Genomic DNA, 13795 nt, shown 5'->3' on the forward strand with positions numbered 1-13795 from the left:
TCAGTCTCCGTTTCGTTCAGGAAGCTCCGTCTGCTTCCCGTTTTTAACCGCTTCCGCTAACAGTGTACGTGTTTGGGCCAGACGCGTTCCGGCTCCATGCTCCTGCCGCGGCTCGCTCCAGGCGAAACCGTCGTCGGGAAAGCGCGGGATGACGTGCAGATGAAAGTGGGTCAGATCGTTAAAAGCGCCGCCATTTTGACAGAGCGTAATTCCGGCAGGCTTGTACACACTTGTAAGAGTTTGAGACATGAGGGTCGCCGCTTCCGTCACTTTTTGCATGGTCACTGCATCCAAATCTGTCCATTCAACGAGATGCCGCTTGGGCAAAATCAGCATGTGGCCCTCGGAAAAAGGATCGATATCCAAGAGGCAGGTCACCCAATCGTTCTCATAGACGACATGGGCAGGCTCTGCGGATAAGGCCAGTCGGCAGCCGAGGCAATCGAAACGCTCCGCTTGTTGAAGCTCTGTTCGCATGCCAGTCTCCTTTTTTTAAGACCACTTTATCATAAAGAAAGTTTTGGCGGGAGCAAAAAACGTGGCAAGTGCCGTATTCTCTTTGGTTGCTCTTTGTATCAAGCGTTTGTTATAATTACCGTTAGTGTATTTTTGCGAGGCGCAATCTGTACGTTTGAATGGATTCGCGTGGGAGGGAACGAACAACACATGGATCGCCGTGAAAGACAAAAGAGGATTCGAAATTTTTCCATCATCGCCCACATTGACCATGGAAAGTCGACGCTGGCAGACCGGATTTTGGAGCTGACAGGAGCGCTTACCGCACGTGAGATGGAAGCCCAGTTTCTGGATACGATGGAGCTGGAAAAAGAGCGCGGGATTACAATCAAGCTGAATGCCGTGCGTTTGAACTATAAAGCAGATGACGGAGAGGACTACATTCTCCACCTGATCGACACACCTGGACACGTAGACTTTACGTACGAAGTATCCCGCAGCTTGGCGGCCTGTGAAGGAGCCATTCTCGTCGTGGACGCCGCCCAGGGGATCGAAGCCCAGACGCTTGCCAACGTCTATTTGGCGCTGGACAGCAATCTGGAGATCATTCCGGTTATCAACAAAATCGACTTGCCGAGCGCAGAGCCTGAGCGCGTGAAGCAAGAGGTGGAGGACGTGATCGGGCTGGATGCCAGCGAAGCGGTACTCACCTCTGCCAAAGCGGGAATCGGGATCAAAGAAGTGCTGGAAGCGGTCGTGCAAAAAGTTCCGGCTCCAGAAGGAGATCCGGATGCGCCGCTGCAAGCCTTGATTTTCGACTCGTACTTTGATGCGTACCGCGGCGTTATCGCTTCGATTCGCGTCATCAACGGTACGTTGAAAAAAGGCATGAAGATCAAAATGATGGCGACAGGCAAGTCCTTCGAGGTAACGGAAATCGGGACGTCCACGCCGCGCCAGACCCAAGTGGAAGAATTGACAGTCGGAGACGTAGGATACGTAGCCGCTTCGATCAAAACAGTAGGCGACACAAGCGTCGGGGATACGATCACAGATGCTGCCCGTCCTGCTGCTGAACCGTTGCCGGGCTACCGCAAGATCAACCCGATGGTTTTCTGCGGTCTGTACCCGATCGAGACAAACGAGTACAACGATCTGCGCGAAGCACTCGAAAAGCTCCAGCTGAACGACGCATCGCTGCAATTCGAGCCGGAGACATCGCAAGCGCTCGGCTTCGGGTTCCGTTGCGGCTTCCTGGGTCTTCTGCACATGGAGATCATCCAGGAGCGCATCGAGCGCGAATTTAACATCAACCTGATCACGACTGCACCGAGCGTAATTTACCGCATCACGCGGACGAATGGCGAAGTGTTCGAGATCGACAACCCGTCCAAAATGCCGGAAGCGCAAAAGATCGAAATGATCGAGGAGCCTTACGTGCTGGCGACGATTATGGTGCCAAAAGAATACGTCGGGGACGTTATGCAGCTTTGCCAAGGCAAGCGCGGGGAGTTTCTCGACATGCAGTACATGGGCGAAAATCGCGTGCAACTGAAATACGACATGCCGCTCTCCGAGATCGTCTACGACTTTTTCGACATGCTGAAGTCGGGTACGCGCGGATATGCGTCCTTCGACTACGAGCTGGCAGGCTACAAGCCGTCCAAGCTCGTGAAGATGGACATTCTCCTGAACAGCGAGATGGTCGACGCCCTGTCGTTTATCGTGCACAAAGATACCGCTTATGCGCGCGGAAAAGTCATTTGCGAAAAGCTGAAGGAACTGATTCCGCGTCAGCAGTTCGAGGTGCCGATCCAGGCGACAATCGGGCACAAGGTCGTTGCCCGCGAGACGATCAGCGCGCTGCGCAAAAACGTTCTTGCCAAATGTTACGGCGGGGACATCTCGCGGAAACGCAAGTTGCTCGAAAAGCAAAAAGAAGGAAAGAAGCGCATGAAGTCCGTCGGTTCCGTAGAGGTTCCACAAGAAGCGTTTATGGCTGTATTGCGCATGGATGAGAAGAAGTAAGAGCTTGAGCGAATGAAGCAAAGATGTTCGCAGCATCTTTGGTCATGCTCTCGATAAAAGGTGGACATAGCGACCTTCTGTGATGGTTGCTATGTCCCTTTTTTTAGTAACCCGCTTGTGCCAGTTCACTTTACAGCAAACTTTTGCATGAAAACATACAAAAAAGCCGCCCGGGTGAGCGACTTGATCGTTTGCGCTTCGCTTGACTAGCGTGGATCATAGCAAAAGTGGGTAGGGCATCCGTAATTGCCTGCAAAAGCACTCGTAGACAGAGACAGAACGATAAACAGAGCAAAGCCAATCGCGATCACTTTTTTCATAGCATCCACCTCCTTGTTTGAGGGATTTATGTAAATATTATAACTTATTTCTAATTTCTGTAAATATCAATCGGACTGTTTCTAGCATTCATCCGTGGAAAGAGGAAATCCAAGGGGAGAGCAGGCTGTGGAAAAGCCCCAGACAATCATCCGTGGCTTTTTACTATTGGATGGCTGCCTTCTTAATAAGAGAATAAGAGATTCGTTACCCGCCGTGTACCTGCGCTCTTGAGGGACACACAACACGTTTGACTAGAGTCGAAAAAATACATTATGATAATTTAGCCCTTACAAATGCTTGCAAGACCAACAGTCCAAGGCGAAACATCGTTTCAAAAAACAACTGGATACGTTAGGTCTGCAAGAAACGTTTATGTCTGCACCACGCATGGATGATAAAAAGTAGGCCTGACCTCGTGTCAGGTCTTTTCCATTCGCCCGTTGGAATGAAGCAAGCGTAACGAAGACAGGCATTCGCCTGTATTTTGAACAAAAAGGAGGGGAAGAGATATGACGCCGCAATCGGTTTACATCCACATTCCCTTTTGTACGAATAAATGCTATTACTGCGACTTCAACTCGTTCGTGACAAACAACCCGCAATTGATCTGGGATTACCTGGACGCTTTGGATAAAGAAATGGAGCTGACGTTTCGCGAGCGACCTGTGCAGGAGGTCAAAACGATCTTTGTCGGCGGCGGCACCCCTACGTTCCTCGATCATGCCCAAATGCGAGCGTTTTTGCAGATGGTCCAAAATCACCTGGGCAAGCATTGGGCAGCGGATATCGAGTTTTCCATGGAAGCGAATCCCGGTACGACAGATAGCGAAAAGCTGCGCATCATGCATGAGCTTGGCGTCAACAGGCTGAGCTTCGGCGTGCAGTCGTTTGACAACGCGCTTTTGAAACGGCTGGGACGGATTCACGACCGCGACGATGTGTACCGCAGCATCGAGAATGCGAAAGCAGCAGGGTTCGCTAACATCAGCATCGACTTGATGTTCGGCTTGCCGGATCAGACGATGGAGATTTTCCGCCAGACGTTGGAGAAAGCGTTCGAGCTGGGCACGAAACACTTTTCCGCATACAGTCTCAAGGTCGAGGAAAATACGCTATTTCACACGCTCTATCAAAAGGATCAGCTTCCGCTCCCGTCCGAGGAGGCAGAGCTTGCGATGTACATGGTACTGATTGAAGAGATGGAACGCCGCGGCTATCAGCAGTACGAGATCAGCAATTTCGCCAAGCCGGGCTTTGAGAGCAAACATAATAAAACGTATTGGCTCAATCGTGAATACTATGGTTTGGGTGCAGGCGCCCACGGCTACGTTTGCGGCGAGAGACATGTCAACGCCGGACCGCTTGCGATCTATTTGCAAAAATGCAAAGAAGGTTTGCCGCGGGTGGAACAGTTTGCCGTTCCGCAGGAAGATGCGATGGAAGAACAGATGATTTTGGGGCTGCGCCTGCGGGAAGGAGTCGATCTCGCCCAGTTCGCATCGCGTTTTGGCGTATCTGCGCACGAAGTTTTTGGGACGATAATAAAAGAAGAGATTGCCAAAGGCATGCTGGAAGAGCAAAACGGCTGTCTCAAGCTGACCAAGCGGGGGCTTCCGCTCGGAAATGAGGTATTTGCCCGTTTTCTCCGCTAACAAGCGGGAGCAGTTGGCGAAATATGTGAGATTTTGACGGCGGATATCGTGGAAGTCCGTTGACAAATCCTTCTTCTATTGATACCTTAGTAAATAGATTTAGCACTCGTTAGGTATGAGTGCTAACAAAACCGCTCCGACATTGCGGGCGATACCTTTTTTCACTTTTATGCTCAACGGGGAGGCGAGCGACATCCATGTTATCTGACCGTCAACAACTGATTTTGAATGCGATTGTCGATAATTACATTCATTCTGCCGAACCGGTTGGTTCCCGAACCATTTCCAAACGCGAGGACATCGGATTTTCTTCGGCAACCATCCGTAACGAGATGTCCGATCTGGAAGAGTTGGGATACTTGGAGCAGCCTCATACGTCGGCCGGGCGAGTTCCTTCTACAAAAGGGTACCGTTTTTACGTCGACAACCTGATTCAGCCGCAGCTCTTGAACGAGGCCGAATTGGGCAAACTGAAGCAGTTGTTTGCCGAGCGTATTCTGCACTCCGAACAGGTCGTGGAATACACCGCTCAAATTCTTTCCCAGTTGACGAATTACACGGCAATTGTCCTGGGACCGGAAATTTTTGAGCATCGGTTAAAACATATTCAAATCGTTCCTCTGAACGAGACACAGGCGGTGGCGATTGTCGTCACCCATACCGGACGAGTAGAGAACAAGCTGATCGACCTTCCCGAAGGCATCGGCGCAAGCGAAATCGAGCGCCTTGTCAACTTGTTGAATGCCAAACTGACTGACGTGCCGCTGTGGCAACTGAGACAGCGGGTCTATCAGGAAATATCGGGCGAGATGCGCCGCTATGCGGAGCAGTACGAAGAAATGCTGAAAGTTCTCGACAAGTCGCTGACACAAGAAGAGGAACGTGTATACTTACGCGGTGCCACCAAAATCATGAACCAGCCGGAATTCCGCGACGTAGACAAGGTCAAGGATATTTTGGAACTGCTGGAGCAAAACGATCAACTGCTGCATTTGATCGGGATGCCGGGAGATGGACTGACGGTGCGCATCGGCCAGGAAAACCAGCTGGACGCGATCAAGCAATGCAGTATTATTACGACATCCTACTCGCTTGGAGGCAAGCCCGTGGGAATGGTGGGAATACTTGGCCCGACGCGAATGGAATACGGAAAAGTCATTACCGTACTCAATTATTTGGCAGAAGGCTTATCGCGGATGCTGACTTCGCAGTTTGAGAAATAAATGGAGGAAGGCTCCCTGACGAGAAGGCAAGTCAGGCAAGAGCCCCCAGGAGGTATCGACGTTGAGCGAGGAAAAAATGACCAAAGACCCGGCTGCGGAAGACGAGCAAGTAAATGAGGCAGTCGACGCGCAAGACGCGGGCGAAGTGAACTGGGAGCAGGAAGCGGCTCAGTGGAAGGCGCAGGCAGAGGAGCATCAAAACCGCATGCTGCGGGCCATGGCTGACATGGATAACCTCAGACGCCGTGTGCGCAAGGAGCAGGAAGACCTGGCGAAGTACGCTTCCCTGAAAATCGTGGAAGAGCTTTTGCCGGTACTCGACAACTTCGAGCGGGCATTGGCTGCTGACAAGGAATCGATGACGGTCGAGTCGCTTTTGACAGGCGTCAACATGGTGTACCGCCAGATGGTGCAAGTTTTCGAAAAAGAAGGCTTGACTCCGATCGAGGCAAAAGGCGCTCCGTTCGATCCGCATGTACACCAGGCTGTTATGCAGACGCAAGACCCTGAATTTGATTCGGGCGTCGTCGTAGCAGAATTGCAAAAAGGATATATGTTCAAAGACCGCGTCGTTCGTCCGGCGATGGTGCAAGTGAACGAATAAATCGAGATTCCATCATTCATTCAGATGAGAAAGTGTTAGGAGGACATATTGTATGAGTCGCGTAATCGGTATTGACCTTGGAACAACCAACTCTTGCGTAGCAGTAATGGAAGGCGGCGAGCCAGTCGTTATTGCCAACGCAGAAGGAAACCGCACCACTCCTTCCGTCGTCGCTTTCAAAAACGGCGAGCGCATCGTAGGGGAAGCGGCAAAACGTCAGGCGATCACCAACCCTGACAACACGGTTATCTCCATCAAGCGTCACATGGGTACTTCCCACAAGGAAACACTGGAAGGAAATCCATACACACCTGAGCAAATCTCTGCCATGATCCTGCAAAAGCTGAAAGCAGATGCAGAAGCTTACCTGGGCCAACCAGTAACACAAGCGGTGATTACCGTTCCAGCTTACTTCAATGACTCCCAACGCCAAGCGACTAAAGACGCTGGTAAAATCGCGGGTCTGGAAGTTTTGCGTATCGTGAACGAACCAACCGCAGCAGCACTTGCATACGGTATGGAAAAGACAGAAGATCAAACCGTTCTCGTATTCGACCTTGGCGGCGGTACGTTTGACGTCTCCATCCTGGAGCTTTCCGACGGTTTCTTCGAAGTAAAGGCGACTTCCGGCGACAACAAGCTCGGTGGAGACGACTTCGACGATGTGATCATGAACTACCTCGTGAGCGAGTTCAAAAAAGAGCACGGCATTGACCTGTCCAAAGACCGCATGGCACAGCAACGTTTGAAAGACGCGGCTGAAAAAGCGAAAAAAGACCTCTCCGGCGTACTGACTACGACTATCTCGCTGCCGTTTATCACAGCAGATGCTTCCGGTCCAAAACACTTGGAGATGAACCTGACTCGCGCCAAATTCGAAGAGCTTTCCGCTGAACTGGTTGAGCGCACGATGGGCCCAACTCGCCAAGCGCTGAAAGACGCAGGCTTGACTCCTAGCGAAATCGACCGCGTAATCCTCGTGGGTGGTTCCACACGGATTCCGGCTGTACAAGAAGCGATCAAGAAATTTACTGGAAAAGAGCCGCACAAAGGCGTGAATCCAGACGAAGTAGTAGCACTGGGCGCTGCCGTGCAAGCAGGGGTACTGACCGGTGACGTGAAAGACGTCGTACTGCTCGACGTTACTCCGCTGTCGCTCGGTATCGAAACATTGGGCGGCGTGTTCACCAAGCTGATCGACCGCAACACGACAATCCCGACCAGCAAATCCCAAGTGTTCTCTACAGCTGCCGACAACCAGACTTCTGTAGAAATCCACGTTCTTCAGGGCGAACGCCAAATGGCGGGCGACAACAAAACATTGGGCCGCTTCACGCTGTCCGACATTCCGCCAGCGCCGCGCGGTATCCCGCAAATCGAAGTTTCCTTCGACATCGACGCCAACGGTATCGTGAACGTGCGTGCAAAAGACCTGGGTACAGGAAAAGAGCAACGCATCACCATCACGTCCAACTCCGGTTTGTCTGACGATGAAATCGACCGCATGGTAAAAGAAGCCGAGCTGAATGCGGAAGAAGACAAAAAGCGCAAAGAGCAAGTAGAAATCCGCAACGAAGCAGACCAACTCGTGTTCACTACCGAGAAAACACTGAAAGAAGTGGAAGGCAAGGTAGACCAAGCGGAAATCGATCGCGCCAACGCTGCGAAAGACAAAGTGAAAAAAGCGCTGGAAGGCGGCAACATCGAGGAAATCAAAGCGGCAAAAGACGAACTGTCCGAGATCATCCAACAAATTTCCGTGAAGCTCTATGAGCAAGCTGCACAAGCGCAGCAAAATGCTGGGGGCGCAGCAGAAGGCCAAGAACCGAAGAAGGACAATGTCGTTGATGCTGACTATGAAGTGGTAGACGATAAAAAGTAATCACGACGAAAGCGTCAGGGGAGAGCTTTTCTCCCCTCGCTCTTTCGCGATGTGACCCCATGAAAGTCAAAGTCACGCAAAAGCTGACTTTGACTTTTTTTCAGGTCTGTCACATGCTATGATAACAGTTGACTGTCATGGGAGTGATTTAGGAGATGAAACGCGATTACTACGAGGTTCTGGGAGTAGCCAAGGAAGCCGACGCGGACGAAATCAAGAAAGCGTACCGGAAGCTTGCTCGCCAGTACCATCCGGATGTAAATAAAGACGCTGATGCGGAAGAAAAGTTCAAGGAAGTCAAGGAAGCTTACGATGTCCTGTCTGAGCCGCAAAAGCGCGCGCAATACGACCGTTTCGGTCATCAGGACCCGAATCAGGGCTTTGGCGGCGGCGGTTTTGATACGTCGGGCATGGGCGGCTTCGGAGACATTTTTGACATGTTCTTCGGTGGTGGCGGCAGACGAGCGAATCCGAACGCGCCGCGCAAAGGGGCCGATCTGCAATTTGGCCTGAGCATCGATTTTATCGACGCGATTTTCGGAAAAGAAACCGATGTGGAAATCCCGAAAGAGGCAGAGTGCGATACGTGCCTCGGCTCTGGTGCCAAGCCGGGAACAGGCGTCGAAACGTGCAAAACTTGTAGCGGTACCGGTCAGCAGGAAGTGGCAGCCAACACGCCGTTCGGCCGAATCGTCAACCGACGGGTCTGCTCCACTTGCGAAGGCAAAGGGAAAGTGTTCAAGGAAAAATGCTCCTCGTGCCGAGGCAGCGGACGTGTCAAAGTACGCCGCAAAATTCACCTCAACATCCCGGCTGGTGTGGATGACGGTGCGCAATTGCGCGTCTCCGGCGAAGGCGAGCCAGGTGCCAACGGCGGGCCAGCAGGCGATCTGTACGTTGTGCTGCGCGTGAAAAGCCACGAGTTTTTCGAGCGCGAAGGCAACGACATTTACTGTGAAGTACCGCTTACGTATGCACAGGCGGCGCTCGGCGATGAAATCGAGGTTCCGACGGTCGATGGCCGCGTGAAGCTGAAGATTCCGGCAGGCACACAGACCGAGACGTTTTTCCGCTTGCGTGGAAAAGGCGTGCCGCACTTGCGCGGCAACGGTCGCGGCGATCAGCATGTAAAAGTGCGCGTCATTACGCCGACGAAGCTGAGCGACAAGCAAAAAGAGCTGCTGCGCGAGTTGGCAGAGCTGTCTGGCGAGAAGCCGGGCCAGCACGGAACGGAAGACGAAGGCTTTTTTGAAAAAATGAAACGGGCATTCCGCGGCGAGTAATCGGTCGCGGTTTTGTCCGCTTGCAGGTTGACAAGTCCATCAGGAAAGCAAAAGTGGGGAGTGGTAGATTCGTGAAATGGTCAGAAATCAGTATCCATACAACAGCGGAGGCTACGGAGGCGGTGTCCAGCCTTCTCTATGAAATGGGTGCCAACGGCGTCGTCATCGAAGACCCGGAGGTGCTCTATCGCGAGTGGGATACCCCCTTTGGCGAAATCTACCAGCTCTCTCCTGACGATTTTCCGGCCGAGGGCGTATTCGTCAAAGCGTACCTGCCCGTTGACAGCAGCGAGCTGATCGATGTCGTAGAAGAATTGAAAGAACAGCTGGCGCAGTTGACCGAGTACGGTCTGGACATCGGCAAGGCTGCGATTGCCGTAAACGATGTTCACGAAGACGAATGGGCCCACGCCTGGAAAAAGTATTACAAGCCGGTTCACGTCTCCGACAACATGACAATCAAGCCGGTTTGGGAAGAGTACGAGCCGCGTCATCCGGGAGAGATCATCATCGAGATGGACCCGGGAATGGCTTTTGGCACGGGAACGCATCCGACCACGATTCTCTGTTTGCGCGCGCTGGAGAAGCATTTGGCCAAAGGCGATCGCGTGTACGATGTGGGAACAGGCACGGCGATTTTGAGCATTGCCGCCATCAAGCTGGGCGCAAAAGAAGTGCTCGCGATGGATTTGGACGAGGTGGCAGTCCGCTCCGCACAGGCGAACACCGAGCTGAACGGCGTGTATGAGCATATCGTCGTCAGACAAAACAACTTGCTGGATGGCATCGAGGAGCAAGTCGAAGTGATCGTCGCCAATATTTTGGCGGAAGTCATTTTGCGCTTTACAGACGATGTGTTCCGCTTGCTTCTGCCAGGCGGCACCTTCATCGCATCCGGCATTATTGCGGCGCGGGAAGCGGATGTGAAAGCCGCTCTGGTCGCTTCCGGCCTTGAGATCGTGGAAACGATTTTCATTGATGACTGGGTAGCAATTACCGCAAAAAAACGATAGAATAGTGAGGTTGGCGAGATGCAACGATATTTTGTCGAGCCACATCTCTTTCATGAGCATGAGCTAACGATTATCGGAGACGATGTTCATCATATCGTAAACGTGATGCGAGCGCGGGCAGGCGATGAAATTCTCGTCTCGGACGGAGCAGGGAGATCGGCGCGAGCCAAGCTCGTCAGCCTTTCTGCCAAGGAAGTCCAGGCAGAGGTGATCGAGATGCTCCAGGAAGAGCGTGAGCTGCCGATCCGCGTGACCATTGGGCAAGGAATGCCAAAAGGCGAAAAGATGGAGTGGATCTTGCAAAAGGGGACGGAACTCGGAGCGTACTCCTTTTTTCCGTTTTCTTCCGAGAGAACCATCGTCAAACTGGACGCCAAAAAAGAGGCGAAAAAGCTGGAGCGCTGGCGCAAAATCGTCAAGGAGGCTGCCGAGCAGTCGCACCGGGCCGTTTTGCCTGAGCTGCTTGCCCCTGTCTCGTTTCGCGAGGCGCTTGCGGCAGGTCAAGCCTATACGCAGCTGGCTATCGCCTATGAAAAGGAAGGAAGCACGACTGTTCATGAAGTGCTGGAACAGATGGCAAGTGGAGACTCCCTGCTCGTTCTGATTGGGCCTGAAGGGGGCTTTACCCCGGAAGAAGTGGCGCAAGCAGAGAGCAAGGGATTTTTGCCTGTTTCGCTCGGGCCGCGTATTTTGCGCACCGAAACGGCCAGCCAGTATGTACTTGCCGCGGCTTCCTATCAGTTTGAACGAAAAGCTTCCATACATCGCAAAGGATAAGCGCAAGCGAAAGGAGGAATGGCAATGTCTACCGTTGCTTTTCATACATTAGGCTGCAAAGTGAACAGTTATGAGACTGAGGCGATTTGGCAATTGTTCAAGGCAGATGGCTACGAGCGAGTCGACTTTGAACAGGACGACGCCGATGTTTACGTGATCAATACTTGTACCGTTACGAATACAGGTGATAAAAAGAGCCGCCAGGTCATCCGCCGGGCGATTCGCCGCAACCCGGAAGCGATCGTCGCTGTGACAGGCTGCTATGCGCAAACTTCTCCAAGCGAGATTGCACAAATTCCTGGGGTGGATATCGTAGTGGGCACGCAAGGCCGCGAGAAGCTGACCGATTACGTCAAGCAAATCCGCGCTGAGCGCCAACCGATCAATGCGGTCGGAAACATCATGAAAGCCCGTGATTTCGAGGAGCTGGATGTTCCCAACTTTACAGACAGAACCCGCGCTTCCCTGAAAATTCAGGAAGGCTGCAACAACTTCTGCACGTTCTGCATCATTCCGTGGGCGCGTGGTCTCATGCGCTCGCGCAAGCCGGAAAGCGTCGTTGAACAGGCGAAAAAGCTGGTGGAAGCAGGCTATCTGGAAATCGTTCTGACGGGGATTCACACCGGAGGATACGGAGAAGACCTGGAAGACTACAACCTGGCGAAGCTGCTGCTTGATTTGCATGAAGTAGATGGACTGAAACGCATTCGCATCAGCTCCATCGAAGCGAGCCAGATCACGGATGAAGTCATCGAGGTCATCAACAACTCCGACCGTGTCGTACGCCACCTGCACGTACCGCTCCAGGCGGGCGATGATGAAGTGTTGAAGCGCATGCGCCGCAAATACACGACAGCCGAGTTTTATGAAAAAATGGTGAAAGTACGCAAAGCGCTGCCAGGCGCGGCGATCACGACGGACGTCATTGTCGGCTTCCCGGGTGAAACCGAGGAGCAATTCATGAACGGCTACAACTTCATCAAAGAAATCGGCTTCGCCGAGCTGCACGTTTTCCCGTACTCGATGCGCACAGGCACACCGGCTGCGCGGATGACCGACCAGATTCCCGAAGAGGAAAAACACGAGCGCGTGACGAAATTGTTGGAGCTGAATCGGGAGCTGACCATGGCTTACTCCAAGCAGTTTGTCGGCGACGTGCTGGAAGTCATTCCAGAGCGTCCGTTCAAGGATGCGCCGGAAAGCGGCCTGTTGATGGGATATTCCGATAACTACCTGAACGTTGTTTTCCCGGGAGACGAAAGCATGATCGGGAAAATTTGCAAGGTGAAGCTGGAACAACCAGGCTCCGAATATTGCCAGGGAACTTTTGTCCGCGTTGTGGAGACGGAGATGCTGCCTTATTTGAAGGAGCGAGCCATATGAAGGAGATTTCGGCAGGAGGCGTAGTCTATCAGCTGCAAGACGGAGAGTACATGCTTCTCTTGATCGAAGACCGTTATGGCAAAGTGACTTTGGCAAAAGGCAAGCAGGAGATCGGCGAGACTATCGAAGAAACCGCTTTGCGTGAAGTGCTTGAAGAGACGGGAGTGGCGGGGCGTCTCGGCGCCAAGCTTGACCGGATCACTTACGTCTACACGCATCCGGTGACGGGCGAGTCGGTCGACAAAGAAGTCCACTACTATCTGGTCGAGGCTTACAACACAGAAATAACGGTACAGCTGGAAGAAATCAATGACGTTCATTGGCATCCGGCAAAAGAGGCTTGGGAGCTGCAACTCCAGAGAGGCTACCGAAACAACGATGAGATTTTTCGTCTGGCCTTCCAAAAACTCGGGATTGAGGTGTAGTTTATGCAATTGAACAAATTTATCGACCATACCCTGTTGAAGCCTGAAGCGACGCAAGAGATGATCGACAAGCTCTGCGCGGAAGCGAAAGAACACGATTTTATGTCTGTGTGCGTCAACCCTTACTGGGTGAAGCGTTCTGCTGAGCTGTTGGCGGGTACAGATGTAAAAGTGTGCACCGTAATCGGCTTCCCTCTGGGAGCGAATACGACAGCGGCAAAAGTGGCTGAAACTCGCGATGCGATTGCAAACGGCGCAACAGAAGTCGACATGGTGCTGAACGTAGGTGCCCTGAAATCCGGCGATCTGGAAACCGTGAAGCAAGACGTGGCAGCTGTGAAGGATGCAGCTGGAGACATTCTTTTGAAAGTCATTCTTGAAACAGGTCTTTTGACTGATCAGGAAAAAGAAATCGCGTGCAAGCTCTGCGTGGAAGCAGGTGCCGATTACGTAAAAACGTCCACTGGCTTCGGCCCGGGCGGCGCTACGGTAGAAGATATCGCTTTGATGCGTAAAACAGTTGGTCCTGACATTGGAGTGAAGGCATCTGGCGGCGTGCGCGGCGGTGAAGCAGCACTCGCCATGATCGAGGCGGGAGCGAGCCGGATCGGTACAAGCTCTGGCATTTCGATTGTGACTGGAGCGAAAACGACAGGCAGCGGATACTAGAACGACTGGAACGAAAGAAAGCCTGGCCAAGGGAAGGCCGGGCTTTTCCTTCTTTTTCAAGCATTTTCGATAGAGATTA

At 52.5% G+C, this 13795-nt stretch carries 12 protein-coding genes; 11 read left to right on the forward strand and 1 reads right to left on the reverse strand.

The features are described from left to right. Positions 1 to 477: an HIT family protein gene (locus NST23_RS09945; protein WP_328139360.1), complete on the reverse strand. Its 477-nt coding sequence runs from the start codon at positions 475 to 477 to the stop codon at positions 1 to 3. Positions 478 to 666: 189 nt separating this feature from the next. Between NST23_RS09945 and lepA the strand changes: the two genes are divergently transcribed. From lepA to deoC, 11 genes are all read left to right on the forward strand, one after another. Next, on the forward strand, positions 667 to 2484 hold the full coding sequence (gene lepA / locus NST23_RS09950; protein ID WP_063231378.1) for a translation elongation factor 4: 1818 nt from the start codon (positions 667 to 669) through the stop codon (positions 2482 to 2484). An 830-nt stretch (positions 2485 to 3314) separates the two neighbouring features. Then, positions 3315 to 4457: a radical SAM family heme chaperone HemW gene (gene hemW / locus NST23_RS09955; protein ID WP_173597413.1), complete on the forward strand. Its 1143-nt coding sequence runs from the start codon at positions 3315 to 3317 to the stop codon at positions 4455 to 4457. Between the two features lie 197 nt (positions 4458 to 4654). Continuing rightward, positions 4655 to 5680 carry a heat-inducible transcriptional repressor HrcA gene (gene hrcA / locus NST23_RS09960; RefSeq protein ID WP_063231382.1) on the forward strand — a complete coding sequence of 342 codons (1026 nt, stop codon included), beginning with the start codon at positions 4655 to 4657 and terminating at the stop codon, positions 5678 to 5680. A 76-nt stretch (positions 5681 to 5756) separates the two neighbouring features. Beyond that, on the forward strand, positions 5757 to 6284 hold the full coding sequence (gene grpE / locus NST23_RS09965; RefSeq protein WP_229049944.1) for a nucleotide exchange factor GrpE: 528 nt from the start codon (positions 5757 to 5759) through the stop codon (positions 6282 to 6284). Positions 6285 to 6336: 52 nt separating this feature from the next. Then, positions 6337 to 8166, forward strand: a complete 1830-nt coding sequence (dnaK, locus tag NST23_RS09970) for a molecular chaperone DnaK (RefSeq protein WP_122964105.1) — start codon at positions 6337 to 6339, stop codon at positions 8164 to 8166. Between the two features lie 155 nt (positions 8167 to 8321). Beyond that, positions 8322 to 9449 carry a molecular chaperone DnaJ gene (dnaJ, locus tag NST23_RS09975; protein ID WP_122964104.1) on the forward strand — a complete coding sequence of 376 codons (1128 nt, stop codon included), beginning with the start codon at positions 8322 to 8324 and terminating at the stop codon, positions 9447 to 9449. A gap of 71 nt (positions 9450 to 9520) precedes the next feature. After that, the gene (prmA, locus tag NST23_RS09980) at positions 9521 to 10462 is read left to right on the forward strand and encodes a 50S ribosomal protein L11 methyltransferase (protein ID WP_173597412.1); all 942 of its coding nucleotides are present in this window, start codon (positions 9521 to 9523) and stop codon (positions 10460 to 10462) included. Positions 10463 to 10480: 18 nt separating this feature from the next. Next, positions 10481 to 11239 carry a 16S rRNA (uracil(1498)-N(3))-methyltransferase gene (locus NST23_RS09985; RefSeq protein ID WP_063231386.1) on the forward strand — a complete coding sequence of 253 codons (759 nt, stop codon included), beginning with the start codon at positions 10481 to 10483 and terminating at the stop codon, positions 11237 to 11239. A gap of 24 nt (positions 11240 to 11263) precedes the next feature. Beyond that, positions 11264 to 12622, forward strand: a complete 1359-nt coding sequence (gene mtaB, locus NST23_RS09990; RefSeq protein ID WP_122964102.1) for a tRNA (N(6)-L-threonylcarbamoyladenosine(37)-C(2))-methylthiotransferase MtaB — start codon at positions 11264 to 11266, stop codon at positions 12620 to 12622. Next, positions 12619 to 13047, forward strand: a complete 429-nt coding sequence (locus NST23_RS09995; RefSeq protein WP_122964101.1) for an NUDIX hydrolase — start codon at positions 12619 to 12621, stop codon at positions 13045 to 13047. Before mtaB ends, NST23_RS09995 begins: the two co-directional genes overlap by 4 nt. A 3-nt stretch (positions 13048 to 13050) precedes the next feature. After that, a complete protein-coding gene (gene deoC / locus NST23_RS10000) occupies positions 13051 to 13716 on the forward strand; it encodes a deoxyribose-phosphate aldolase (RefSeq protein WP_063231389.1) in 666 nt (221 codons plus the stop codon). Positions 13717 to 13795 lie beyond the last annotated feature (79 nt).

It is taken from the genome of Brevibacillus sp. FSL K6-0770 (genome assembly GCF_038000275.1).
GTDB classification, from domain to species: domain Bacteria; phylum Bacillota; class Bacilli; order Brevibacillales; family Brevibacillaceae; genus Brevibacillus; species Brevibacillus parabrevis.

Excerpts from the sequence above, each read along its gene's own strand:
- NST23_RS09995 (WP_122964101.1), top strand. The coding sequence starts at position 12,619 with ATGAAGGAGATTTCGGCAGGAGGCGTAGTCTATCAGCTGCAAGACGGA.
- NST23_RS09945 (WP_328139360.1), bottom strand. The coding sequence starts at position 477 with ATGCGAACAGAGCTTCAACAAGCGGAGCGTTTCGATTGCCTCGGCTGC.
- dnaK (WP_122964105.1), top strand. The coding sequence starts at position 6,337 with ATGAGTCGCGTAATCGGTATTGACCTTGGAACAACCAACTCTTGCGTA.
- deoC (WP_063231389.1), top strand. The coding sequence starts at position 13,051 with ATGCAATTGAACAAATTTATCGACCATACCCTGTTGAAGCCTGAAGCG.
- hrcA (WP_063231382.1), top strand. The coding sequence starts at position 4,655 with ATGTTATCTGACCGTCAACAACTGATTTTGAATGCGATTGTCGATAAT.
- dnaJ (WP_122964104.1), top strand. The coding sequence starts at position 8,322 with ATGAAACGCGATTACTACGAGGTTCTGGGAGTAGCCAAGGAAGCCGAC.
- mtaB (WP_122964102.1), top strand. The coding sequence starts at position 11,264 with ATGTCTACCGTTGCTTTTCATACATTAGGCTGCAAAGTGAACAGTTAT.
- grpE (WP_229049944.1), top strand. The coding sequence starts at position 5,757 with ATGACCAAAGACCCGGCTGCGGAAGACGAGCAAGTAAATGAGGCAGTC.
- NST23_RS09985 (WP_063231386.1), top strand. The coding sequence starts at position 10,481 with ATGCAACGATATTTTGTCGAGCCACATCTCTTTCATGAGCATGAGCTA.
- hemW (WP_173597413.1), top strand. The coding sequence starts at position 3,315 with ATGACGCCGCAATCGGTTTACATCCACATTCCCTTTTGTACGAATAAA.
- lepA (WP_063231378.1), top strand. The coding sequence starts at position 667 with ATGGATCGCCGTGAAAGACAAAAGAGGATTCGAAATTTTTCCATCATC.